General features: G+C 35.4%; 21 protein-coding genes and 1 pseudogene. 9 read left to right on the forward strand and 13 right to left on the reverse strand.

The genetic code is table 11. The features are described from left to right. Window positions 1-16: 16 nt before the first annotated feature. Window positions 17-403, reverse strand: a complete 387-nt coding sequence (locus ACM6F9_RS06675) for a hypothetical protein (RefSeq protein ID WP_414844968.1) — start codon at window positions 401-403, stop codon at window positions 17-19. Window positions 404-593: 190 nt separating this feature from the next. On the opposite strand from ACM6F9_RS06675, the gene ACM6F9_RS06680 reads away from it, so the two are divergent. The 3 genes from ACM6F9_RS06680 (at window position 594) to ACM6F9_RS06690 (ending at window position 3,418) form a co-directional block, all read left to right on the forward strand. After that, a complete protein-coding gene (locus ACM6F9_RS06680; RefSeq protein WP_414844969.1) occupies window positions 594-857 on the forward strand; it encodes a hypothetical protein in 264 nt (87 codons plus the stop codon). Between the two features lie 228 nt (window positions 858-1,085). Beyond that, on the forward strand, window positions 1,086-2,474 hold the full coding sequence (gene lpdA / locus ACM6F9_RS06685) for a dihydrolipoyl dehydrogenase (RefSeq protein WP_047378183.1): 1,389 nt from the start codon (window positions 1,086-1,088) through the stop codon (window positions 2,472-2,474). A gap of 143 nt (window positions 2,475-2,617) precedes the next feature. Beyond that, complete coding sequence (locus ACM6F9_RS06690; RefSeq protein ID WP_414844970.1) at window positions 2,618-3,418, forward strand: patatin-like phospholipase family protein; 801 nt, start codon at window positions 2,618-2,620, stop codon at window positions 3,416-3,418. A 109-nt stretch (window positions 3,419-3,527) separates the two neighbouring features. Here ACM6F9_RS06690 and ACM6F9_RS06695 read toward each other — a convergent pair whose 3' ends face one another. After that, a complete protein-coding gene (locus ACM6F9_RS06695) occupies window positions 3,528-3,965 on the reverse strand; it encodes a hypothetical protein (protein ID WP_414844971.1) in 438 nt (145 codons plus the stop codon). A gap of 445 nt (window positions 3,966-4,410) precedes the next feature. Here ACM6F9_RS06695 and ACM6F9_RS06700 point away from each other — a divergent pair, with 445 nt between their 5' ends. Further along, entirely contained in the window at window positions 4,411-6,348 is a 1,938-nt protein-coding gene (locus ACM6F9_RS06700; RefSeq protein ID WP_414844972.1) for an SPFH domain-containing protein, read from the forward strand. Between the two features lie 63 nt (window positions 6,349-6,411). On the opposite strand, the gene ACM6F9_RS06705 is transcribed toward ACM6F9_RS06700, so the two are convergent. The 5 genes from ACM6F9_RS06705 to ACM6F9_RS06725 all read right to left on the reverse strand — a co-directional run bounded on the left by ACM6F9_RS06705 (window position 6,412) and on the right by ACM6F9_RS06725 (window position 10,409). Continuing rightward, window positions 6,412-6,897 (reverse strand): hypothetical protein, encoded by a 486-nt coding sequence (locus ACM6F9_RS06705; protein WP_414844973.1) that lies wholly within the window; start codon window positions 6,895-6,897, stop codon window positions 6,412-6,414. An 18-nt stretch (window positions 6,898-6,915) separates the two neighbouring features. Further along, window positions 6,916-7,635 carry an ABC transporter ATP-binding protein gene (locus ACM6F9_RS06710; protein WP_414844974.1) on the reverse strand — a complete coding sequence of 240 codons (720 nt, stop codon included), beginning with the start codon at window positions 7,633-7,635 and terminating at the stop codon, window positions 6,916-6,918. An 80-nt stretch (window positions 7,636-7,715) separates the two neighbouring features. Beyond that, a complete protein-coding gene (locus ACM6F9_RS06715) occupies window positions 7,716-8,276 on the reverse strand; it encodes a hypothetical protein (protein WP_414844975.1) in 561 nt (186 codons plus the stop codon). Between the two features lie 380 nt (window positions 8,277-8,656). After that, entirely contained in the window at window positions 8,657-9,352 is a 696-nt protein-coding gene (locus ACM6F9_RS06720) for a LytR/AlgR family response regulator transcription factor (protein WP_414844976.1), read from the reverse strand. Then, window positions 9,345-10,409: a sensor histidine kinase gene (locus ACM6F9_RS06725; RefSeq protein ID WP_414844977.1), complete on the reverse strand. Its 1,065-nt coding sequence runs from the start codon at window positions 10,407-10,409 to the stop codon at window positions 9,345-9,347. The genes ACM6F9_RS06720 and ACM6F9_RS06725 overlap by 8 nt, the downstream gene beginning before the upstream one ends. 183 nt (window positions 10,410-10,592) lie before the next feature. Here ACM6F9_RS06725 and ACM6F9_RS06730 point away from each other — a divergent pair, with 183 nt between their 5' ends. Further along, window positions 10,593-11,708 (forward strand): acyltransferase family protein, encoded by a 1,116-nt coding sequence (locus tag ACM6F9_RS06730; protein ID WP_414844978.1) that lies wholly within the window; start codon window positions 10,593-10,595, stop codon window positions 11,706-11,708. A 270-nt stretch (window positions 11,709-11,978) separates the two neighbouring features. Here ACM6F9_RS06730 and ACM6F9_RS06735 read toward each other — a convergent pair. Next, window positions 11,979-13,016: pseudogene (locus ACM6F9_RS06735) on the reverse strand (serine hydrolase domain-containing protein). Between the two features lie 110 nt (window positions 13,017-13,126). Here ACM6F9_RS06735 and ACM6F9_RS06740 point away from each other — a divergent pair. Continuing rightward, entirely contained in the window at window positions 13,127-13,639 is a 513-nt protein-coding gene (locus tag ACM6F9_RS06740; RefSeq protein ID WP_414844979.1) for a hypothetical protein, read from the forward strand. Between the two features lie 276 nt (window positions 13,640-13,915). Here the strand turns inward: ACM6F9_RS06740 and ACM6F9_RS06745 are convergent, their stop codons facing one another. The 3 genes from ACM6F9_RS06745 to ACM6F9_RS06755 form a co-directional block, all read right to left on the reverse strand. After that, window positions 13,916-15,379, reverse strand: coding sequence for a RagB/SusD family nutrient uptake outer membrane protein (locus ACM6F9_RS06745; RefSeq protein ID WP_414844980.1), 1,464 nt, complete (start codon window positions 15,377-15,379; stop codon window positions 13,916-13,918). 10 nt (window positions 15,380-15,389) lie between these two features. Continuing rightward, window positions 15,390-18,344 carry a SusC/RagA family TonB-linked outer membrane protein gene (locus ACM6F9_RS06750; protein ID WP_414844981.1) on the reverse strand — a complete coding sequence of 985 codons (2,955 nt, stop codon included), beginning with the start codon at window positions 18,342-18,344 and terminating at the stop codon, window positions 15,390-15,392. Window positions 18,345-18,538: 194 nt separating this feature from the next. Further along, a complete protein-coding gene (locus ACM6F9_RS06755) occupies window positions 18,539-18,688 on the reverse strand; it encodes a hypothetical protein (protein ID WP_414844982.1) in 150 nt (49 codons plus the stop codon). A 414-nt stretch (window positions 18,689-19,102) separates the two neighbouring features. On the opposite strand from ACM6F9_RS06755, the gene ACM6F9_RS06760 reads away from it, so the two are divergent. The 3 genes from ACM6F9_RS06760 to ACM6F9_RS06770 all read left to right on the forward strand — a co-directional run bounded on the left by ACM6F9_RS06760 (window position 19,103) and on the right by ACM6F9_RS06770 (window position 22,697). Next, the gene (locus tag ACM6F9_RS06760; protein WP_414844983.1) at window positions 19,103-20,014 is read left to right on the forward strand and encodes an SDR family oxidoreductase; all 912 of its coding nucleotides are present in this window, start codon (window positions 19,103-19,105) and stop codon (window positions 20,012-20,014) included. An 88-nt stretch (window positions 20,015-20,102) separates the two neighbouring features. After that, window positions 20,103-21,023, forward strand: coding sequence for an AraC family transcriptional regulator (locus ACM6F9_RS06765; protein ID WP_414844984.1), 921 nt, complete (start codon window positions 20,103-20,105; stop codon window positions 21,021-21,023). Window positions 21,024-21,188: 165 nt separating this feature from the next. Further along, entirely contained in the window at window positions 21,189-22,697 is a 1,509-nt protein-coding gene (locus tag ACM6F9_RS06770) for an adenosine kinase (RefSeq protein ID WP_414844985.1), read from the forward strand. A gap of 73 nt (window positions 22,698-22,770) precedes the next feature. Here ACM6F9_RS06770 and ACM6F9_RS06775 read toward each other — a convergent pair whose 3' ends face one another. Together ACM6F9_RS06775 and ACM6F9_RS06780 are read right to left on the reverse strand one after the other, a co-directional pair. Then, window positions 22,771-23,982 (reverse strand): winged helix-turn-helix domain-containing protein, encoded by a 1,212-nt coding sequence (locus ACM6F9_RS06775; protein ID WP_414844986.1) that lies wholly within the window; start codon window positions 23,980-23,982, stop codon window positions 22,771-22,773. Window positions 23,983-24,148: 166 nt separating this feature from the next. Continuing rightward, on the reverse strand, window positions 24,149-25,111 hold the full coding sequence (locus ACM6F9_RS06780) for a zinc-binding dehydrogenase (protein WP_414844987.1): 963 nt from the start codon (window positions 25,109-25,111) through the stop codon (window positions 24,149-24,151). Window positions 25,112-25,117: the final 6 nt, after the last annotated feature.

Consider the following 25,117-nt stretch of genomic DNA (forward strand, 5'->3'; position numbering starts at 1 on the left):
TTGCATTTGCATTCGGTTAAATCAATCTGCACGGGACTTCCAGATCTTCAGTAAGATAATAGCTGCAGCATAATCTGTGATAACCATCTGCAATAATGAGCTCATGCTGGCCTCTTACCAGCAATATTGGAGAAAGTTTCTTGTTTTTTTCTACCTTTTTCAGATTTTCCTTTACATGAATATTGGTTTCAGGAAGCAGCGCAAGTTTGCTAGCCCTTAAGATATCCTTCGATTTTTTTGTGATGGTAGGTGCAGATTTTAATTTTTCAACCATCTTTTGTGCTTCATCAGGTTCGAAAAGAAGTTCCAGATAATCTTGTGCTGCAGGAAAATCGTGATCTTCCGGTTCTTTCATCCAGATACCGTCTTTTGTCAGATTATTTTTTTTTGCAGATGTTTTCATAGATGCCTGTTTAAAAGGTAAATAAATGTATGAAAAATAGATCATCTTTTAATACTCAATCATGATTACATTATATGTTTTACTTTTTATAAAAAATATTGGTATGATATATGCAAGATTCATGATGAACCGGAATGAATTTAATTAAATGATATTGAATTAATTGAAAGCATTCAAAAATAAGAACATTATGAAAAAGTTATTAATCTCAATGGTATTGTTACTAGGTTTATCCGTGAATGTTTCAGCTCAGAAACATCCGCCAGTTCCGCCACATCCTTCAAAAAGCGAGTTGGTGAATATTAAAATGCAGGAGCTTACCAAAAAATATAATACGGAGAAAAAACTCATCCTTAATCACCCTCTTGCTACCAAACAGATGAAAAGAGATCAGATGAAAGCCTTAAACCAAAGATATGCGGCTGAAAAACGATTACTTAGACAGGCAAAATAATAAAGAATTTTTGCAGTTATTAAAATTGAAAAAGCCGTTTTTTATATTTTGAACTTTGATAAGTTTTCAATATAAAAGAAAATTTATTGAAAGAGAATGCGTTTTGTATTCTCTTTCTTTGTTTAAAATTGAATAAAAATAGCTTTATTGATGCAATTTAAGATCAGTTTTCAGAAACATGAAACATCCAATATTTTTCCTTAAATTCGCATAAAAATTTTTAAAGTAATGAATTACGATATTATTGTCATTGGAAGTGGTCCTGGTGGATATGTTACTGCGATCAGAGCAGCACAATTAGGTTTCAAAACCGCAATTATCGAGAAAGAAAATTTAGGAGGAATCTGCCTTAACTGGGGATGTATTCCAACTAAAGCTTTATTGAAATCTGCTCAGGTTTTTCATTATATCAACCATGCTGAAGATTATGGTTTAAATAAAGTGGAGGCAAGCTTTGAATTCCCGAATGTGATTCAGAGAAGCCGTGGTGTTGCCAGCAAAATGAGCAAAGGAATCGAATTCTTGATGAAAAAGAATAAGATTGACGTAATTCTTGGTACTGCAAAAGTACAGAAAGGTAAAAAAGTTTCTGTTACAGATAAAGAAGGAAAAGTAACTGAATATACAGGTACTCATATCATTATCGCAACTGGAGCTCGTTCAAGAGAATTACCAAACTTGCCACAGGATGGTAAAAAAGTAATCGGATACAGACAGGCATTATCTCTTCCTGAGCAGCCAAAATCTATGATCGTTGTAGGTTCTGGAGCTATTGGAGTTGAATTTGCTGACTTCTATAATACAATGGGAACTAAAGTAACTGTTGTTGAATTTATGCCAAACATCGTTCCTGTAGAGGATGAAGAAATCTCTAAACACTTAGAGAAATCTCTGAAAAAGACAGGAATCGAGATCATGACTAACGCTTCTGTAGAAAGTGTTGATACAAGTGGTGAAGGGGTAAAAGCTACTGTGAAAACAGCTAACGGAAACATCACTCTTGAAGCTGATATCTTATTATCTGCTGTAGGTATTGCTGCTAATATCGAGAACATCGGTTTAGAAGAAGTAGGAATCCAGACAGATAAAGGAAGAGTATTAGTAAATGAATGGTATGAAACTTCAGTACCTGGTTACTATGCTATCGGAGATATCATCCCAACTCAGGCATTGGCTCACGTAGCTTCTGCAGAAGGAATCACTTGTGTTGAGAAAATCAAAGGAATGCACGTTGAAAAAATCGACTATGGCAATATCCCTGGATGTACTTATTGTCACCCTGAAGTAGCTTCTGTAGGTCTTACTGAAAAGCAGGCTAAAGAAAAAGGATATGAAATCAAAGTAGGTAAATTCCCTCTTTCTGCAAGTGGTAAAGCTACTGCAAACGGAAATACAGATGGATTTATCAAAGTGATTTTCGATGCTAAATACGGTGAGTGGTTAGGATGCCACATGATCGGTGAAGGAGTAACGGATATGGTTGCTGAAGCTGTTGTTGCTAGAAAATTAGAAACTACAGGTCACGAGATTATCAAATCTATCCACCCGCACCCAACAGTTTCTGAAGCAATTATGGAAGCTGCTGCTGCTGCTTATGGTGAAGTAATTCACATTTAATCAATTATTTTAAATATATAAAAGCTCAGATTTTTCTGGGCTTTTTTCTTTGATATCCGTTTATTTTCTTAAAATAATTTTAAAATTAACAGATTTATAAAAATTAACTTAATTATCTCAGGCTGTTTTCTTACATTTATTCAATGAATTTTGAGAGAGTAGGACTTGTTTTATCAGGAGGCGGTACCAAAGGAATCGCTCATGCAGGAGTATTAAAATTCTTACAGGAAAAAGGAATTGAAATTGATATCCTTTCCTGCTGCAGTGCCGGATCTATTGTAGGATGCCTTCATGCTATAGGAAAAACTCCGGAAGAAATCCTGGAATTTTTCAATTCTGTGTATTTTTTCAACTGGAAACACTTTACCTTCAATCAGCCGGGGCTGGTTTCTTCAGTGATCTTCAGAAACTATCTGAAACCTATTTTCCATGAAATGAAATTGGGTGACCTTGATATCGAGGTGAAAATTGTGGCGACTGAGCTTGTTGCCGGAACGCAGAAGATTTTTGATAAAGATTTTGAGATCGTGGATGCCATCATTGCTTCCTGTTCCATTCCTGGGATCACAACACCTTATATCATGGGTGATGAAATGTATTGTGATGGGGGAGTCTTGAATAATTTTCCCGCAGATATCATCAGAGAGGATTGTGAAAAGCTGATTGGTGTATTTGTCTCTCCGCCCAACGAAGCCAAGATTAAAGACCTGAACTCCATTAAAGCGATTGTTTCCCGTTCTTACGATCTGCTTTCCTACAGGATAGAAAAAGTAAAATTTGATTACTGCGACTGGTTCATTTCGTCCCAGAAATTATCTTCCTACGGAACTTTTGAACGCAGAAAAGACAGATTGGAAGAGATTTTTAATATCGGCTACAAAGCAGCAAAAGAAAGCTACGAAGAAAGTACTTTTTTTACAGAATTAAGGCAATCCGGAACATAAAAAAATCCCGCATCAATATGCAGGATTTTTATTTTATAAGAAAGGAAAATAATTTCGAGTTCTTAGATGGTAGTTATAGAAAGACAATAATAACTTCCCGTCTTTATACTTAATTTTTCACTACATATCCATCCTGACGAACGATTTCACGGTCATTAGAATCATTGACAACCAATGTATAAGGTGCCTTTTTTGCGGAATCTGTAAGGTAATTTCTCCAAACCTGATAGCTGTGTCCTTCATTATTGAAGTTGATGTAATAGTTACCTCCTGAACCATCAGGAATCAGTTCACCATCACTGATGATCATGCTTGGTTTAGCTGTAATCTTTGCATTGGCATTCCATGATTGATAAAGGTACTTACCATTCGGCTGTTTATCAATTCTTATCTTGAACTTTTTGGTTTTAATAATAACCGTCTTTGGTACCTGCTTAAGAGCAGATGAGGTTATAAAACGATCTGTTTTCAGGTTCGGAACTTCTTTGGCATAGACGAATGAAAACTGAGCTAAGCAGAACGTTCCTAATAAAATGTGCTTTATCATATTGAGTGGTTATTGGTTAACATTTCAGACTCTATCAAATATGAAGCCATTTTGCATTAAAGAGAAGACTTATAGCTCTGAAAAAGAAGTCTTTAAAGCTTTTATATGTAGGGTGTGAAAAATAATAATATTGATTTTCAATTGATTACCATTTTGTTTGTAAAATATTGTCAAATTCTGAAACAACTGAATACTTTTCTTGTGTACATTTGTACCATCAAAGGATCTCGTTCCTTTATTATCAAAATGAAACTAATTAACATTAAGTTTTTTCTATTAAAAGTATCAGAAATCATCTTCACGATTTTTAATACTTCTCCTCCTGTAATTTCTTAATTTTTTTCGAAAGAATTATCACATAATTCGTACTCTGTTTTTTCATATTCTGAAGAATCAGAGCACAATCCCTGTTTTAAAATTTAATCAAAATCAAAAACAACAAACTATGGAATTAACTTTTCATGGCTGGATGGTTCCGGCCGTAATTGCACTTTTGTGCGTACTTTTTTACAAATTCATTTTAAGAATTTTCTTTGGATTAATCATTGTTCCCCAGGACAAAATTGGTTTAGTTACTAAAAAATTTGTGTTAGTAGGTAAGCAGGAACTTCCTGAGGGAAGGATTATCGCCACCAATGGAGAAGCAGGCTTTCAGGCTCAGACACTGGCTCCGGGAGTCTATTTTGGAAAATGGATATGGCAGTATTCTATCGATTTTCAACCTTTTACAGTGATCCCGACCGGTAAAATAGGATTATTACTGGCAAAAGATGGTATAGAGCTGGAAACCGGAAGAATTTTAGCCAGAAAAGTGGACTGTGATTCTTTTCAGGATGCTGAAGCTTTTTTAAAGAACGGAGGAAGGAAAGGCCGTCAGACCGCAATTATTGCCCCTGGATCTTACAGAATCAATACATTGTTGTTTGAGATAGAATTAACGGATATGACTCAGATTCCTGATAATGCGGTAGGAATTATTACAACAATGGAAGGAAGTCCTCTGGAAGAAGGCCAGATTGCCGGGAAAATTATCAGTGATCATAATAAGTTTCAGGATGTTGATACCTTTTTAAACAATGGAGGGTATAAAGGTCTTCAGGAACAGGTTATTCTTGCTGGTTCATATTTCCTGAATCCCTGGTTTACAAAAGTGGAAATGGTAAAAATGACGGAAATCCCGATTGGTCACGTGGGCGTCATTATCAGCTATGTGGGAGAAGATGGAAAAGATCTGAGCGGTGTTGATTTTAAACATGGAAACATTGTTGAGAAAGGTCATAAAGGAGTTTGGGCAGAACCCATTGGCCCAGGAAAATATCCTATCAATCCTTATATTATGAAAGTTGAGCTTGTTCCTACAACCAATTTAGTACTGAACTGGGCTTATGAAAGAAGTGAATCTCACCAGCTTGATAAGAACCTTTCAACCATTACAGTACGAAGTAAAGACGGTTTCCCTTTCAATCTTGATGTTTCGCAAATCATTCATATTCCAACTTATGAAGCTCCAAAAGTAATCGCCCGTTTTGGAAATATGATCAATCTTGTGAGCCAGGTTTTAGAGCCAACCATTGGAAATTATTTCAGAAACTCAGCACAGGACAGTGATGTGATTGCATTTTTGGGAAGCAGAAAAGAAAGACAACAATCGGCAAAGGATCATATTAGCAGTGTTTTAGAACAATATAATGTAAACGCTGTTGATACTTTGATAGGTGCAATTGTTCCTCCGGAAAGTTTAATGAAAACTTTGACAGACAGAAAATTGGCTGAAGAACAGAAGATAACTTATGAAACTGAAATGCTGGCTCAGGAAACACGTCAGGCTCTGGAAAAAGAGACGGCCGTTGCTGATATGCAGAAGGAAATTGTAAAAGCAGATCAAGGAGTTGTAATTGCAGAAAGAATTGCTGATGCATCCGTGAAAAAGGCAACCGGAGATGCCAATTCTGTAAGATTGCAGGCGAATGCAGAAGGAGACAGATTGAAGCTGTTAGCAACCGGAGAAGCAGAGAAAACAAGACTTCTGGCAAAAGCTGAGGCCGAAAAAATCGAATTGCTGGCAAAAGCAAGCGCTGAACAGATTTCATTAACCGGTAATGCGGAAGCCGAGAAAATTCTGGCCATCGGTAAATCTAATGCGGAATCTTACAAACTGTCTGTAGAGGCAATGGGCGGAAATAATTTTACACAATTAAAAATCATGGAAAATATAGCGAGTCAGAATGTAAGAATAATGCCTGAAGTATTAATCGGGGGAAGCGGGGATTCTGCCAATGGAGGAATCAGCGGACTTTTGGGACTTCAGCTGTTGGAACAGGTTCAGAAAAAAAATGTTGAAACGGTTTCTATCACTGAAGAAAAAACAGATAATAACTCTTAGGTCTAAAAAAATAAAAGCTCTAATTTTAAAATTAGAGCTTTTATTTTAAATAATATGAAGTGATTATTTAAATATTTCTTTGAACTCATCAATATAAGAGAGCTGTTCATAGCCTAAGTATTTAAAGTTTCCTTGAATGTAATTTTTTATCTGAAAATAATTTTTATGATAGAATTGCGACATTTTTATAACTTTCATTCCATCTTTATACAAATAAAGGTATTCATAAGTTCCTCCTTTACCTGTCAAATGGCTATATTTCCAGCCTTCAATCTCAGAGAATTTATAAGTTTTAGTTTGAAGTCCAAAAAATCTTTTTACAACGATTTCATTTTTGTTGATTGTTACGCTGATACATTTTGTTCTTACTTCTCCAAATACTATTAGAAATGAAAAAATAAGTATACTTGGGATAAATATTCTTGGAAATAATGGGGTATTATAATTTTCTGTGATAATGATCCCGGGGATAACTACTATAATAAGATATAAAAAAGGAATTAACAATAAAGCAGGTAAAAATGCTTTAAAAGTAAATTTTGTCTTCATAATTACAAAACAAAACTCCTAATTTTTAAGCTCAACCTCAAAATTTTGCGTATAACTTGCAAAAGCATCTTCCAGACTTTCAAACTTGCCTTTAAACTCATTGATAGGGCAGTCCTGAAGAATATTTCCTTTGTGTATAAGAATAACTCTTGAACAAAGGGCTTCTACTTCCTGCATGATATGAGTAGAAAGTAAAACGGTCTTTTGCTGTCCAATTTCTTTTACCACGTTACGGATTTCAATAATTTGGTTGGGATCCAGACCATTGGTAGGTTCATCAAGAATCAGTAGATCGGGTTGATGAATAATAGCCTGTGCAAGGCCTACACGTTGTTTGTATCCTTTAGACAACTGACCGATTTTTTTTGATTTTTCGGGGGTAATGCCTACCAGTTCTATTACCTCATCTACTCTGGATTCCGAGATTTTATGGATATTGGCTACAAACTGAAGGTATTCTTTCACATACATTTCCAGATAAAGCGGGTTGTTTTCAGGAAGAAAGCCTATTTTCTTTTTGCTTTCAATCTCATGGTCGGAGATATTCATTCCATTGAAAATAATTTCACCCTGATCAATTTTCAGTGCTCCGACAATGGATTTCATTAAGGTGGATTTTCCGGCACCGTTCGGGCCAAGAAGACCAATGATTTCATTTTTATCAATAGAAATATTGATATTGTCTAGGGCTGTCTGCTCACCAAATTTTTTGGTTAAATTGATTATCTGAAGCGGCATATGTTTTACTATCTTTTTGCAAAAATAAAATAAAAAAACTCATCCGATAGAATGAGTTTCGCAATATTTATAAAATATGATTATTTTCTTGATTTTTTCTTGGCCCCACCTGATGCAGGAACGGCATTAGATGCTGTATTTCCGTTTCCTTTATTCGCTGAAGGGTTTACAGAAGCAGGTTTGTCATACATAGCATACTTTCCATTGGTTCTTCCGAAAACTTTCTCCACTTGTTTTTGAGTTAAAAACTGTGATTTTCCTATGTATTTTCGGTTTTTATTGATTACCTGTATAAACTGAACTGTCTGTTGGCCGTAATTCTTTTCATAATGAAGTTCGATAATGTCATTAGGAAGTTCTAGTACAATATTCTCTTCCGGAGGAGTAACAAAGCCTTCCATTATCATTTTAAATAATCCGGCAACATCCCCATTAAGGTTCTGAAAAGAAAAAGATCGGATTGTATTCAGATTACTGGTGTTCAGATCCTGGTAGTTGACTGTAAATTTATCTTCCTTTTTATATAGACCAACGGAATTATCTTTACCAATTTCCACCAAACTTTCATTCTTCAACACTTTAATCTGTGAGAAAACTGAAATACCGAACATACATGTAATAAGTAGAATTATTTTTCTCATAAAATCAATTTTAATGTTTTATTACTTGGTGTACATAAATTTACTAATAAAAAAGCAAAAAACAACTTTATTAGTTCAAGCAAAAATAACATTTTTTTTTAATATCAATAGGAGATTATCTTTGGATAGTATGGATTTCATTGTTTATTTAATGAATTAGTAATCAATTAATTAGTTGTTTTTTGTGCGAAATGGTGATTCTAATTGAAGACAGATTTGCAAGAGCTAATATGATGTAATGTGCTGAAAAACAGATTAAATATTACTCAAATAAGTTAGAATCGAAAACTAATTTGAAATAAATGTTAAAAATGTGACTTTATAGATTAAATTCTAAAAAATAAGTGAGAAATTCAATATTGAGGTTTCCTTAAATGGCTTCATAGCAGCTTATTTCTGGAAACAGAAGATATAAAGGTATCAAACTCATGCTTATAGCTTCTTCCCACAGGAATCTGATGATGGCAGACCACAATCTCATTATTACTGAAAGCAGTTACAAAAGCAGAATTGATAATAAAAGACCTGTGAATTCTTACAAAACCTTTTCCAGATAAAGTTTTCTCCAGATCAGCAATCTTATTTTTGGAAACACAATTTTCCTGATTGGTAAGTACTATTTTGATATCATTTCCCTGGCTTTCAAAATAAGCAATCTCCGAAAGGGAAATTTTACGGTGCATTCCTTCAGTTTTGATGATAATAAAATCTTCGTTACTGTCTTGTGTATTTCTGAGTATCCGTTCTACAGATTTGAAGAACCGTTCAAAAGTAATAGGTTTAAGAAGATAATCTACTGCTTCCAGTTCGAAACCTTCAATAGCAAAATCCCGGTAGGCTGTCGTGAAAATGGTTTTAGGCTTCTGGGTCAGCGATTTTAAAAAGTCTATTCCGTTTAAATGAGGCATCTGTATATCAAGAAACATCAGATCCACAGGCTGATTCTGCAGTATTTTATAAGCCTGCATTGCATTTTGTGCTTTTCCTGTCAGCTTTAAATCGTCAATCTTAGAGATATGATTTTCCAGCAATGAGGCAGCCAGAGGTTCATCATCTACAATAATACAGTTAATCATAATGGGGAGGAGTGATTATTTCAACTTTAAAAATATTGTTTTCCTGTAAAACCCGGAAGGTACAATTTCCTTGATAATGAAATTGTAATTGTCTTTGTATATTCTGCAGTCCGATTCCTTTTTCGTTATCTTTTAGAGGATAGGAAAAGGTATTTTCAATTTTAAAAACAGAATGCTGCCGATTGGTTTCTATCTCAATCTTTATTTCCGTTGCTTCCCGGTTTTTTCCTGCTCCATGTTTAAAAGCATTTTCTACCAAAGTAAGATATACCAATGGTGGAATGGTATTTTGGGAGTTTAATATAATATGTTTCTGAATTTTTAATCTTTCCTCATGATACCGAAGACTTTCCAGAGCGATATAATTATCAATAATATCCAGTTCATCAGAGACCGCTACCCATTTTTTCTGTCCTTTGTAGAGAATATAATCCAGAATATCAGAAAGCTGGCTGATAGATTGAGGGGTTTTATCAGAATGATTGATGGACAGGGAATAAATATTATTCAGCGTGTTAAAAAGAAAATGAGGATTGAGCTGGGATTTAAGAGATTGTAGTTCCAGTTCGGTTTTTTCCTTCTGCAGTTTGATGGTATTTTCCTTTTCATCTTTATACCGTATGATAAACATGATTGAGATAAAGATAAATGCCCCACTGATAATCGGAAATGTATAATGGAGTAACAGATAAGGAATATCTGTGAAAATATCAAAAGCACTGTCTTTTGATTCATGAGTGAAAAGAGGTTCTGCGATATAAACCAGAAAAAATCTGTTGAGCACTGAAATAACGTAAAGACTGATAAGAAGATACAGTGCAAATTCAAAATACTTTTTTCGATCGAAGAAATGACGGATAAGAACAAAGTAAATAAAATTGGCTCCGGCGATCTGGAAAATCCAGTGACAAAAATTGTAAATGATCAACTCTTTAAAAGCTTCGCTATCATATTCTCCATATATTCTTACTATTCCAAACAAAAATAAAGCTGCCCAGAATAGCAGCTGGAAGGATAGATTTTGTCTGATATGAATTTCCGATAGGGGTTTTATCATCCTCAAAAATATAAAATCCTAAGTAACATCAAAGAGAGGTCGTATTAAAGGCTTTAAAATAATGGCAGATGACATTATTTATTATGCAGACTGCTTATGTTGCTGTTGATTCCGAATTGGCTGTAGTCTGGACTCTATATCAGAATGTGGTCTGGAATCTATCAATATTTGCATAAAAAAATAATGACAGAACGTTCTGAAAGGCTTTACGGATTAGATCATCTGAGAGCTGCCGCTATTTTACTCGTATTAATGTACCATTACCGTGCTTTTAAACATCCGGATTGGATTGACAGTATCGGAAGATTTGGATGGACTGGTGTGGATCTCTTTTTTGTTTTAAGTGGTTTTCTGATCTCATGCCAGTTGTTTAGAGAGATAGAGATTAATGGAAAAATCCATCTGAAAACATTTTATATAAAACGCTTTTTCAGGATTATTCCGGCTTATTTTTTTACGCTTTTTCTGTATTTTACATTTCCTTTTTTCAGGGAAAGAGAAGCTTTATCTCCATTGTGGAAGTTTATGAGTTTTACTCAAAATTATGGTTTGGACGTAATTAACCGAGGAACCTTTTCCCATGCGTGGTCATTGTGCATTGAAGAGCAGTTTTATCTTATTCTTCCTTTATTCCTTTTGATAGTAATGCCAACAAAACTGTTCAGATATCTGGCAGTTCTGATGATGGTGGTTATCGGGTTTTCTATGATAGCCAGACTAATGGTATGGAATGAATTTATAATAGAAGTGGATACTGCTTCCTCAGATTTCTGGAAATTATGGTATATGAAAATATATTATCCCACTCATACACGACTGGATGGACTTGGAATAGGGGTTTTGATCGGATATCTCATGCAATATTCTTCAGGCTTCAAAAAAATGGTGAATAACAACGGAAACAGACTTTTCTTTTTAGGAATTATGCTGTTGGGAATTTCTTTCTGGGTATGTGATGAACAGGCTTCAAAAACAGCTTCCCTATTTGGATTTACGCTGGTAGCTGTGAGCTATGGAACTATCCTTATGGCAGCGGTTTCCCAATCGTCTTTCCTGTATAGAACAAAATCTTATTTTACTGCTCAATTGGCCGCTTTATCTTATGCTGTTTATCTTTCACATAAAGGAATTATTCACATGATACAGGAGGGTTTTGATTATTTTAAACTGGAAAATTCAGATAATATAAGTCTTATAATTTGTCTTTTCGCTTGTATTTTAGGAGGTTTATTCTATAGATTTTTAATAGAAAAACCTTTTTCTATGATTAAAACGAAAGTTTTGAAAAGAAATGTATAATATCTACCATTTTCAGGATAGATTTTCAAAAATTAAAAAGTATTATCCCATTATCCTTGCTAAAAATCTTTGATTTTTTTTGCGCCTTAAAAAAATGCAGGATTAAAAGACTTGCGCCTTTGCGTTTTCCAACTAAACTTTTTTTATTTATGTTTTTTGGAAAATCGCAAAGGCGCAAAATATTATTATAAAGTTGTTATAAGGCGCAAAGATTTTATCTCCGATAAAATTTAATAATGCTTATTTCAAATACTTTATATGACAATTTTTTTATTTAGCCGTAATTGCTTTCAGAACTGCATTCTTTATAGCGGCTTCTTTGAAACTCCAGTATTCGCGGTTTTCAGGCATTTGATTTTCAAGGATAACCAGAGTAGTATCTGTGGAAGGTAAGTAGACATTCAGGCAGGTAAAGCCATCACCAAGCCCTGTCACTGCATAATAATCCAGCCCAGCTTCTTTGATAAACCTCACGTTATACCCGAATCCCATGCTTTCTTTTCCAAATACATCATGCTGAGAGCTGGTGGAAGGGGTCAGCATCTGTTTTTGAAACTCTGGAGACAGAAGCTTTCCTTTAAATAATGCCTGATCCCATTTTGCAAGATCCTGTACTGTAGAAATGATCCCGGCAGCAGGAGCAATATTTTCGTTCAAAAATGATTGTTTTACTTTTCCAAACTGATTGTTCTCGTTCATATAACCGGGAACGGGAGATTGATTATTCTTTGTACTGTAAACAAAAGTGTGATCCATTTTCAATTTTTTGAAAAGAGAATTGGCCAGTTCTGTGAAGCTTTTTCCAGTTGTATTTTTAAGGATTTCTCAAAGCATCATGTAGGAAAGATTTCCATATTTGAATTGGGAACCCGTTTTAAAGATTGTGGGTTTTTCCTTATCTGTAATACCATGAGTATGGTTCAGGAGATGATGGATCGTAACTGTATCTGCCCAGGTTTGAGTAAGAGAAGGAAGATATTTTTTTATAGGGGTGTGAAGATTTAGTTTTCCCTGTTCTGCAGCCTGTAAAATTAAAACAGCTGTCACCTGCTTGGAATTTGACATGATTTCAAACTGATCATCTGTTTTCAACGGAACTTTTTTCTCAAAATCTTTGTAGCCATTGGTTTTCAAATAGTGTGTTTTTCCTTTTTGCGCAACCAAAACCACTCCGTTGAATTGTATCGGACTGGAAGCTGTGATAATGCTGTCAATTTTATGAGTATAAGTATCTTTTTTCTGAGCTGTTGCATTAATAGATAGTAGCGTGGAAAATACACACGTGAAGAGTAATTTTGTTATGGTCATTATGTTTTTTTGTATTGAAAAGTAAGAAATGAATGTAACATTAAAATGTTTTCAAATATATGTATTTCCTATCTTGCATTCATTTCAAATATTGTAATAATTTAGCATCCATGAAAATTAAAACTATTAGCCTCTCAATCATCTTTATCTCTTTTATTTCCTGTAAAAAAGATAAAGAATACCCGAAATATGTTGAGCTGGAATCTGGAAATGGAACCTATTCACTTTATATAAAAGATGGAACTTTTGAGTTTTTAAAAACAGAACATGTAAGTTATGATCAGATTGTAACAGCAACTTTCTCTGAAGGGAAATATAAAATATCAGGTGATGAACTGATTTTGGATAGTGATAAAGGAAAAAAATATATTTTCAAGATTGGAAATGAATCTGAACTGATCCCTGAAAAAATCGATTCTTTAAAGGATTTGAAAGGATTATATCCTATTCAGATTTTTCACTCCAACAAAATGCCGAAAGAAATGGGACGTCTGGATTCGTTAGGAAGAAAAAATGCATTGTGGCTTTATTTTAACGAAAAAGGGAAGATCATTAATCAGAGATTGTACAAAAATGGTGAGCTGGTGAAAGACAATTACAAATCTGATATTGTTATAAAATAAATAATCTGCAAGATTTTTTTAACGCAAAGCCTCTTTGATGCTTTTATAATTTTTAAGGAAGCAAAGCTGGAATCAATAAATTGATTCTTTCCAAGCAGACGTATCATCATCATCCACATTCATCAGCGAGAAAGTCGGACTCCTTTGCCTCCTTAAAAATGAACATTTGAATAATTCTTACTTTGTGTTTTAAATTAAACATAAAAAAGGCGCCATTTACTTGTAAATGGCGCCTCGTCACTGAATATATTTGAATGTAAAATTGTTTCTGTTTATCTACTCATTCTGTTTGATTTGTGGGTTATTATTAATCTCTTTATTAGGAATCTGGAATCTGAATTTATCCGGTGTCAGGTTGAATCTTCCAAAAGTATGATTCGTTCCTGTGTATACTCTTTCTAAAGGAGTATTTAATCTCTTCATATCAAACCAGGCGTAGCCTTCGCCCCAAAGTTCTATCCTCTTTTGCAATACAATTTCATTGATCAGCTCACTGCCTGACTTTGTAGATGTCGTATAAGCTTTATCTCTTTTGGAGGTAATTTCAAATAATACCTGTCTGGCTTCCGTTTCTCTCCCTTGTCTGGCAAGGGCTTCAGCCTGAATATAATACAGAGAAGAAGCTCTGATGTAAATATAATCTCCTTCAAAAAGGGTAGGATCTTTAAACTTCCAGCTTACGTAAGGCGGATAATTTTTTGTTTTTCCATTAAAAGTATACGATGCATTCTGGCTTCCATTAAATACTTTCTTACGGTAATCCGTTGCCGGAATAGCTTCATAAAGACGCTTATCTATCAGTTTACGGATCTGTGCAGCTCCTGCATATCCTTCATTGGTATTATCAAACATCGAGAAGAAGGAAGCATAATAATTCCCGATACTCATAGTGGAAATCGTATTATGAAAACCCCATATTACCTCAGGATTATTGATGTTGGAGAATCCTGTATTGGTATAATCATCTTCGGTCATAAGGGCAATTCCTTGCTTGCTTTCCTCTGCATATTTGGCTGCTTTGATGTAATCTCCTGTTTCAAGAAATACTTCTGCAGCAATAGCTTTAGCCGTTCTTTGGTCTATCTGAGCTCTGGAAGGACGGGAATAGGTATCCAAAAACGCAACAGATTCCTCTATATCTTTCTTGATTTGCGTATAGACCTCAGCAACCGTTGATCTTGGAAGTCCCTGGCTTGGGTTATTGGCCGTAAGAACCAATGGAAGTCCAGGTTCAGACTGATGTCCGTTGTAATCATTAGCGTAGAAACGAACCAGATAAAAGTAAGAATAGGCTCTCAAAGCGAGAAGCTGTCCTGCAATTGCTCTGTTTTTTGCATTAGCATTTTTATCCAGGTTGTCAAGAAGTTTGTTGATGATAAATATTCTAGCATAAAAAGTGGTCCATACAATCTCAGAGGCAATATTGCTGGCATTGGTAGCTTCATAATTATAAAACATTCCCAAATGCTGGTTGGTAGACTGGATGACATCATTGGACATCAGGTCGGCACCTGCCTTGATTCCCATGATTCCGAAATCTGAGTGAACGGTAGTACCGCCCGCACCATTGCTGCGAAGGTCAAGATAGATTCCACCCAGGATTTTTTCCGGACTGTTAGCATCATTATTCAGTTGTTCACCGGAAATATCTCCATCCGGTAATGTATTGAGATCATTGGCACAGCTGGTAGTAATGAAACTTATGGTTACAGCTGTTATAATGTATTTTATTTTTTTCATTCCTGTTCTTTTAAAAATTAAGTTTAAAGCCTAAAGAGACGCTCGATAACAGAGAATAACGGTAGGCATCAGAAACTCCTGTCAGTGAAGCTCTTGGATCATATCCTTTTCTCTTGGACCATAAGTATAAGTTGTTTCCTGTCACATAAACTTTCAGACCTGATAAGCCTGCCTGCTTTGCAAAACCGTCAGGAAGCTGATAGGAGAGCGTAACATCCTGAAGACTGATATAATCTGATTTGATCAGATAAAGCGTTGAATTCCCGTTCTGGTTCGTTGCCGTAAGATCTACTCTTGGCAATGCAGCTGTAGGATTCTCCGGAGTCCATGTTTTATCCAGATCCGTTGAATAGTTAGAACCATAGCTGTCAGAATGGAATAAACTTCTGTAAATATCATCATATCCATATCCTCCAAACTGATACGCAAAATTCACTGCCAGATTAAATCTTTTATAGCTAAAATCTGTCCCGAATCCACCATATACCTTTGGAATTGCGGATTTTCCGGTGTTATAATCAGTGGCATCCTTATAATTGCTGGTGACTGTTCTTTCTTCCTTTTGAGTGGTAGGGTTTATAGTGGTTCGGTACCACAAAGCATCACCATTCTCGGGATTCACTCCGGCAAATTCTTTCAGGAAATAAGTGTAACGGTCTCCGCCTTCTGCAAGAATAAACAAGCCGCTCACCAGTCCTGTATTTCTCTGCTCAGCCGGTAATCTGGTAATCTTATTTTTATAATGGGTGGCATTCGCATAAAAACTCCACTGGAATTCTTCACCACGAAGAATATCTACACTAAGATTAGCCTGAATACCTCTGTTGGTCATATCTCCAATGTTTCCATATTTTACATAAGATCCTGCATTGGATGGAGGAAGAGGAAGAGCGTAGATCATATCCGATACTTTCCTTTCAAAATAATCTGCATTTAGGGTGATTCTGTTTTTTAAAAGTGAAATCTCAAAACCAGCGTTCAGGTTTTTGGAAGTTTCCCATTTTAAATCCTTGTTTCCTTGTTTTTTAAGAGACAAAACTGGTTTGTCATTTCCGAAGTTATTAATCCCATAGATATCCTGATAAGGATAATAGTCTCTGGTAGATCCGCTTAAAAGAATGTTGTCATTTCCTTGCTGCCCGTAAGAAGCTTTTAATTTTAAAGAATTAATTACACTGTTGTCCTTAAGAAAATCTTCTTTTGCAATATTCCATGCCAGCCCTAATCCGTAGAAATTTCCCCATCTGCTTTCAGGAGAAAATACTGAAGAACCATCTCTTCGGATATTGGCATTGAAGAAATATTTACCATCATAGTTATACAATAACCTTGTGAAATACCCTTCTACAGCATATTCATAACCGCTTCCTGATAAACCTGTAATTTTTACGGCATTATCAAATGCTTGAGAATCCGGTAATAAAAGCTGCTGCTTGGATCCTGATAATCCATCATCTTTTATCTTATTCAGTTCATGTCCTACAAGAAGGTTGAAGCTGTGATTTCCCAGTTTTTTCTGGTAAGTAAGCAATTGCTGGTGGTTCAGTGTATATTTAAAGTTCGAACTTTGCGAAATTGTTCCTCCTACAGAAGAAGATGTTCCTCCTTCCGTATTTCCGAACTGAAGGTTTCTGGTATTTTCAAGATAGGCTCCGAAATTATAGGTAAAATCCAGCCCTTTGATGATTTCATAATTTAAACCAAGATTAAGATTGGTCACATTACTTACGATCTGTGATTTATTCTTTTGAAGGTTACCTACAGGATTTTCAAACACAGCATAAGATCTGGTGGCTCCGTTAGGTCCCTGGCCGTCTCCATAATCATATAAAGCATTTCCATAGCTGTCATAAAGCCTTTGGTAGTTGTTGTCTCTCAGGAAAACAGGATAAAAAGGAGCAATATTTCTAGCAAACTGGAAAGGGTTGGAGAAACCTCCGGTCTCACCGAAATCCTGCTTGCTATAGGTATAGCACAAAGCACTGGTTAACTTTAATTTTGAGGTGATAGCGTAGTCTACATTAGACCTGATCCCGAATCTTTCAAAACCTGAAGAAATCAAATATCCTTTGTCATCAAGATAATTAAGGGAAGTATATGATTTTACCTGATCACCATTGGCATTGATCCCTACAGTGGCTTCTCTTCTCAAAGAAGGTCTGAAAAGCAGTTTCTTCCAATCGTCCTGATATAATAGTTTTGCATCCGGATTAAAAGAACCGTCTTTTGATATTAGCTGATTAAAAGGAATATTATAAGCATCGTATCCTAGTTTGGCCAAAGCTGCAAGCCCTACATCATGTGGCGAAGGGCCGGAAGGAACAGCTCCCGGTTGTTTCAATCTTGCAATTTCACCAATTCTGGCTCTGTTGTAATATGCACTATAATAATCCTGCGGAGAAGTATAAACTGAATAATCTTCAATTGATCTGAAATTAACTCCTGTTTTTACATCGGCCTCAATACTTATGCCCTTGTTTTTACCTCTTTTTGTATTCACAATAATCACTCCATTGGCTCCTCTGGAACCGTATAAAGCATTCGAAGAAGCATCTTCAAGGAAAGAAATACTTTCAATATCTGATGCTGCGATACTGTTCAGGTTTCCGCTGTATGGAATGCCATCCAGTACAATTAATGGATCACTTGAAGCATTGATAGAGCCTATTCCTCTCATTCTGATGGTAGGTTGAGAACCCGGCTGCCCTGAGGAGATCACCTGTACACCAGCCACTTTTCCTCCAATTCCCTGAAGGATGTTGCCATTTTGAAGATTAGAAAGGTCTTTTGCTTTCAGCGACTGTACAGATCCTGTGATTTCTTCTTTTTTCTGCTTTCCAAAAGCTACCACCACCACTTCTTTGATGGAAGTTTCACCGGAAAGGCTGTCTTTACTCTGTGCAAAACCATATTCCGCGAATAGGAGTAAGGCCAATACACCAAGTTTGCATTGTTTCTTTTTCATTATATTAATCTAGGTTTAAAACTGAATTGTGTATTACTGTTGATCTCTCGGTAAGAAATAATAATTTCCTGCCTCCTTTTTCAGGGAGGATATAAAAAATGGAAAATTAAAGTTTACAGGAGATGTACCCGGATGAAAGAAGCCTTGAACTCTTTGGCTTTAATTCCTACAGTAATGAATGTATCTCTTAAAAGTTAGTACATCATCATGCACATCATATCAAAGCACATGTTTTGAGAAATACTGTTGTGCTGTGAAAAGGCAGACATTCCACAACAATTTTGCTGTACAGGAGCTGCCGCCGTAAAGGTGCATAGGTAAGAATTAAAGGTATTCTTATTCATGAGAATAAAGTTTATGATTTTTTTAACTGGGTCAAAATTATTTAATAAATGACAAACCCCTATAAAAAGGGAGTATGAGATAAATCATATTAGTCTACTAAATTAGTAGGTTAATGGTTTGAATTGGTGAGTGTTGGTTGTAAATAATTGTAATTCAGAAAATTAATTAATTGTGTTAAAACGTTAAAAAATGGTAAAAAAGTATAATTTTATCAAAAAATTAAAGTTAATATTGAAAGTCTATTCATTTTGTAGACTTTTTGTTTATTTTATAGCTCTAGAATGTTCAAGAGAGAAATATTGATAAGAAGAGACGCTATTGATAAAGTTTGGTTTTGGCTAAGGAGAAGATAGATCCGGCGAAATCTTCCTGATATTCATTTCGGAATTTTACATCAACAAAAAAATAAAGAAATGAATATTGTTTTAACAGGTTCCATCGGGAACATCGGAAAACCACTTACAAAAGAATTAGTAGACAAAGGACACTTTGTAACGGTGATCAGCAGTAATGAAAGCAGAAGGGAAATTATTGAAGCTATGGGAGCAAAAGCAGCTATTGGGAGTATGTTTGATCCTGATTTTCTTACTGAAACATTTACCGGAGCAGATATTGTCTATCTCATGGAAACTATGGAAGCGGCAGGTGATTTATTTGACAAAAATGTTGATTTTATCGGAAAGATAAGTGAAATTGGGCATCACTATAAAACTGCTGTAGAGCGCTCAGGCGTGAAGAAAATTATCCATCTCAGCAGTATTGGAGCTCATACGGATCAAGGAACGGGGATTATTGTGTTTCATCACCATGTAGAGCAAATTCTGAAGCGGCTTCCGAATGATGTTGCCATTAAATTTATTCGTCCGGTAGGCATTTATTTCAATATGTTTTCATTCATCAATACGATTAAAAACAAAGGTGCGATTATTTCCAATTGGGGAGGAGATCAAAAAGAACCGTGGGTTTCCCCGTCGGATATTGCAGCTGATGTAGTGGATGAAATTGAAAAGCCATTTGATGGAAGAATAGTACGTTATGTAGCCAGTGATGTGGTTTCTCCTAATGAAATTGCAAAAGCTTTGGGTGATGCCATCGGAAAACCAGATCTTCAATGGAAAGTAATTTCAGATGAAGAATTATTGAAAAGCTGGCTGGATATAGGTTTCAATGAACAGGTTGCTAAAGGCTTTGTAGAAACTCAGGCAAGCCAGGGAAGTGGAGTTGTGTATGAAGATTATTATCTAAATCAGCCTGTTTTAGGAAAAGTAAAATTGACAGACTTTGCCAGGGAATTTGCTATTGCTTATCAAAATGATGAAGTCTAAATACTGAGCCATAAAAATTGGAAAATTTTTGTAATATCCAGGCAAAAAAGACAGGGTTCACTGCAAAAACAATTTGTAATTTTATGATATGAAAAAGCGGGCAATAAAAAGAATAAAATCCATTACAGAATTTCACCGCTCAAGAGGACTGCCTCCTCCTGAACATCCGTTGATCAGTGTAATTGACTATAAAGAGGTAAAGCGGCCTGCCGATATCGGAGAGTTCAACTGGATGCTGGATTTTTATCAAATTTCTTTAAAAATAGGCATGAATGGAAAGTTGAAGTACGGTCAACAGGAGTACGACTTTGATGAAGGAACTCTGTTTTTTATTTCCCCGAACCAGGTTTTTAGAATTGAATCAGATCCCGGTGTACAGGAAAAACAATCTGGCTGGATGCTGTTGATTCATCCTGACTTTCTGTGGAATACTTCTCTGGCCAAGGCTATAAAACAGTATGACTTTTTTGACTATTCTGTGAATGAAGCCCTATTTCTTTCAAAAAAAGAAGAACTTACCATCAATGGCATTATAGAAAATATTGAACAGGAATATCACGCGGTCATTGATAAATTCAGTCAGAATATCATCATTTCCCATATTGAAACATTGCTCAATTATTCCGAAAGATTCTACGAAAGGCAGTTTATCACCAGAAAAATGACCAATCACTCCATTCTTAATCGATTGGAAGATTTGCTGAGGGATTATTTCAATGATAATGATCTGATATCAAAAGGATTACCAACAGTTCAGTTTGTTGCCGGTGAACTTGGAATTTCTCCCAATTACCTCAGCCGGTTATTAAAAACCCTTACCGGACAGAGCACTCAGCAGTTTATTCATGATAAACTCATTGAAAAAGCAAAGGAAAAGCTCTCTACAACAAATTTATCTGTAAGTGAAATTGCTTATGAATTAGGCTTTGAGCATCCACAGTCTTTTACAAAACTGTTTAAAAATAAAACCCAATGCTCTCCGTTGGAGTTCAGAACCTCTTTTCAGTAAAAACGGAGAATCATTTTTGATAGATAAGAAAAAGAAATATTGGAAGGTTTTTTACAGAAAAATTAATCTTATTTTTGAAATAGCTTTTATTCTGCACAATTTTTGCTGTAACAAGCTACTTTTATCGTTTAAGACATAAGCGATAGTACAAACCCCACCTATATTATGATGAAAAAATATCTTATCTATATATCACTTTTGGGAGCACCCTTATTTTGGGGACAAAATAAAGTGAATGAAAAATCTGTATACCAGCAGAATCTGGCGCTATCAGAGAAAGAAAACGAGTCGATGGCATTTGATGCTGATATACAATTATCCGATACAGAAATTGTTTTGGACAAAAAATTATTCCAGCTCCGTAAACAGTTTCTCAGTGATACGGAAACGAAAAAAATATCTTTATATAACAGTTCTTTTAATGAATTAAAACCATTAATAGAAGGCAGTAAGCTGTTTGAAATTCTTCAGACCATGCCGAAAGGAGGTTTACTGCATACCCACAGCGGAGGAATTACCGATGTGAAATGGATTATTTCAACTGCCAGAAAATATCAGGAATGCTATGTTTTTGATCAGAAAGATAATGATCAGTTTATTTTCGGACAGCTTGGATTTTTTGAAAAAGGAAAAGTTCCGGTCGGATTTGTAAGTCTTGATAAAAAGTTGGCTTCAACCCCGGATTTTGAAAATAAACTGTTGGATCTTCTTACCTTAAAACGTGATAGTCTCTGTTCTTACACAGATTATTGGATTGAATTTGAAAAACGTTTTAAGCGCATCAGCCTGTTGCTTCCATACCGTCCTTTCTTTAAAGAATATTATCTGAAAGGATTTCAGGATTTGATAAAAGACAAAGTACAGCATGTAGAAATCAGATATATTTTTGAGGAACTTTACGATTTTCAGCATGGGAAATATCCTTTGAAAACTACGATCACAGATCTGCAGGATATTCTTAAAGAAGTGCACAAATCTGATCCACAGTTCACTTTGAAACTGATTTATTCAAGCTTTAAATTCTTAGATAATGAAAGCATTGAGAAGCAGCTGGAAACAGCATTTGAAATGAAAAAAGAATTTCCGGATATGATCTCAGGTTTTGATCTTGTAGCAGATGAAGCAGCTGGGCATAATATCAATTTTTTTGAAAAAAGTTGGGCGAAAATGAACACATTTAGTAAAAAGTACGGTGTAGAACTACCTCTTTTCCTTCATGCCGGAGAAAGCAATTCTGCCCTGAATAAAAATGTTCTGGATGTTGCCCTGCTAAATAATAAAAGAATTGGTCACGGACTGAATCTGATTTATTTCCCTAAAACAATGCAACAGATCAGAAAACAGAACAAATTGGTAGAAGTAAGTCCGATCAGTAATCAGGTTTTGGGATATGTAAGTGATCTGAGAAACCATCCTGCAAGAGTTTTATTAAGCAATGGAGTGCAATGCTCGATCAGCAGTGATGATCCGTCTGTATATGGGTACACAGGGCTGAGTTATGATTTCTGGGTAGCACAGGTTTATTGGGAACTGGATGTGAAGGCATTGAAGAAACTGGTGTTCAATTCTGTTAATTATTCATCTTTGAATGACAATGAGAAAAAGAAAGCAGTAACTTATCTGAACCAGCAATGGGATGATTTTGTTAAGAAAACAAATCAGAAATTAAACTAATCAGGATTATCCTGAAAAAATAAAATCGCATTATTATTTCAATAATGCGATTTGTATTTTAAATAGCCCTCAATTATTTTTTAAAATTTAATCTTGACAATTCTTTTTTTACAAGAGTACTCAATTTTGATGGACTTACCTTTGTCAGAACCAGGGATTCACAGCTATTGAAAACTGCAAAACGTTTCATAGTTTCTACGAAAGGCTTAAACCATAACTCAGGTTCTATAGTACTGTTTTCAATATGCAAATGAATAAGTTCCAGCTTTTTTTCTTTTCTGTGGGCTTTACAGTCAACCCTTCCGATAAACTGATCTCCAAACAGAATAGGCAGACAGAAATATCCATACTGTCTTTTTTCTTTTGGAGTATAGCATTCCAATCGGAAATCAAAATCAAAAACCTGCTTGATTCTATCCCGATGAATAACAGCATTATCAAACGGAGACAGCAGCCAGATATTGGAATCTTTAAAATCAAACGTCTTTTCAAGCATATCATTCCGAACAAAAGCAGAAGACAATCCTCCAATTTTGACCTGAGATATTGATCCTTCTTCCAGCATGGTCTGTAAAACCTGGTTGACATTTTTCTTTAAATCATTTCCTTTTCGAAGGTGGGTGATCTGTTTCAATGTAGTAAATCCATAAGCTCTCAGGTTGGTTTTTACCAGATATTCAGCCAGCTCAAGTGGAGTAGGTTCTGTAGTATCAATGAAAGATGGCAAGACTCTTTCAGCCAAATCATATGTTTTCTGCATTCCGGAACGCCCGCTTATCATCAGGTCTCCTTGCATGAAAAGTCTTTCGAGAGCTAATTTGGCAGGTTTCCAATTCCACCAGCTTCCTGTTTTGTGGCTTTCATTTTCAAAATCTCTTGCTCTTTTTGGACCTTCATTACGAATAGTGTCTACCACATATTCCATTACTTTAGGATCAGCGTTGTAATATCGGGATTCTCCTCGCTTGATTGTCAGCATTTGAGGTAAAACATATCGAAAATCCTGCATAGGAAGGTAAGATGCTGCGTGGAACCAATATTCAAATACTTTACGATCTTTTACCAGTTCTTCCAGATCATCTGCCTGGAAGTCTGGAATTCTTGTCCAAAGCGTATGATGATGAGCTCTTTCTACTATCGATAAAGTATCAATTTGTATATATCCGAGATGTTCCAAAGCATTCAGAACCGCAGTTTTTCCGGTTCCGAACGGAATATTTTGTGTTAATCCCTGACTTTCTAAAGTTACAAGCTTTAATTGTTCTGGCGTCAGCGTCTTTTCCATATTTTAATTCAAAGAAAAACAGGTTTTTGATGTTTTTTCAAATATAATGATTTGATGGAAAATGGATCATAAATAAAGGATTAGACTGAAGTGTTTTTTTCTCAAAACGATCTCTCTCTTAATGATTGAAAAAGAGAATTTCATAATATAAGATTCCGAATAAAAATTACACCGACAATACAATCTTGCCGAACAGGGGTCTTTCCCGTTTCGAATCTTCCATTCTTTGATGGGCTTTTTGAGCATCTTCAAGCGGATATATACTGTCTATAACAGGTTTTACATGTCCGTTCTCAATTAATTCAGTAATATGATGAAGCTCATCTCTGCTTTGCCGGGTGAAAACAAAATGATAGGTAGCATTTTTTTCCCATGCATTAATGAGATTTTGTGGCTGTGGAATATCAACCAGTGTTACAACAGAACCATAGTCAGCTAAAGCGAGCGGACTGTCCGAAAGGGTACTTCCTCCTACGGTATCAATAATTATGTCTACACCTTTTCCATTCGTATGTAATTGTATTTCTTCAATCCAGTTTTCTTTATGATGATCAATTACTACATCTGCTCCAAGATCTTTTAGTTTTTCATGTAATATACTTTGTCCCGTTGTATAGACAAAAGCCCCCAGAGATTTAGCTACCTGTATGGCAAGTGTTCCTACACCACCTGCGCCGCCAAGAATGAAAATACGATCTCCCTTTTTTAATTTTGCCCGTACAACAAGCATTTCCCAAACCGTTCCTCCTATAAGTGGAACAGAAGCAGCTTCCTCATAACTAATATTATCAGGCATTCTTGATAATAAAGACTCGTCAGTAAGATGATATTCTGAATAGCTGCCAGGGCTGCCAAAACGTGGAGAATAATAAACCTTATCACCAGCTTTCCATTTTTTAACAGCTTTACCTACTTCAACAATATCGCCGGCAATATCGTGACCTGTTATAATAGGTAAATCGAAAAATGATGCATAATCACCTCGTCTAATTTGATAATCAAGAGGATTAACAGAGGTTGCTCTTACTTTTACCAAAACCTGAGACGGATCTTTTATAACGGGAACAGGTATTTCCTCTAGCTGCAGAATTTCCGGTCCGCCGTAGTTTTTAATAACAATTGTTTTCATATTTCT

It is taken from the genome of Chryseobacterium sp. IT-36CA2 (assembly GCF_949767875.1).
GTDB lineage: Bacteria > Bacteroidota > Bacteroidia > Flavobacteriales > Weeksellaceae > Chryseobacterium.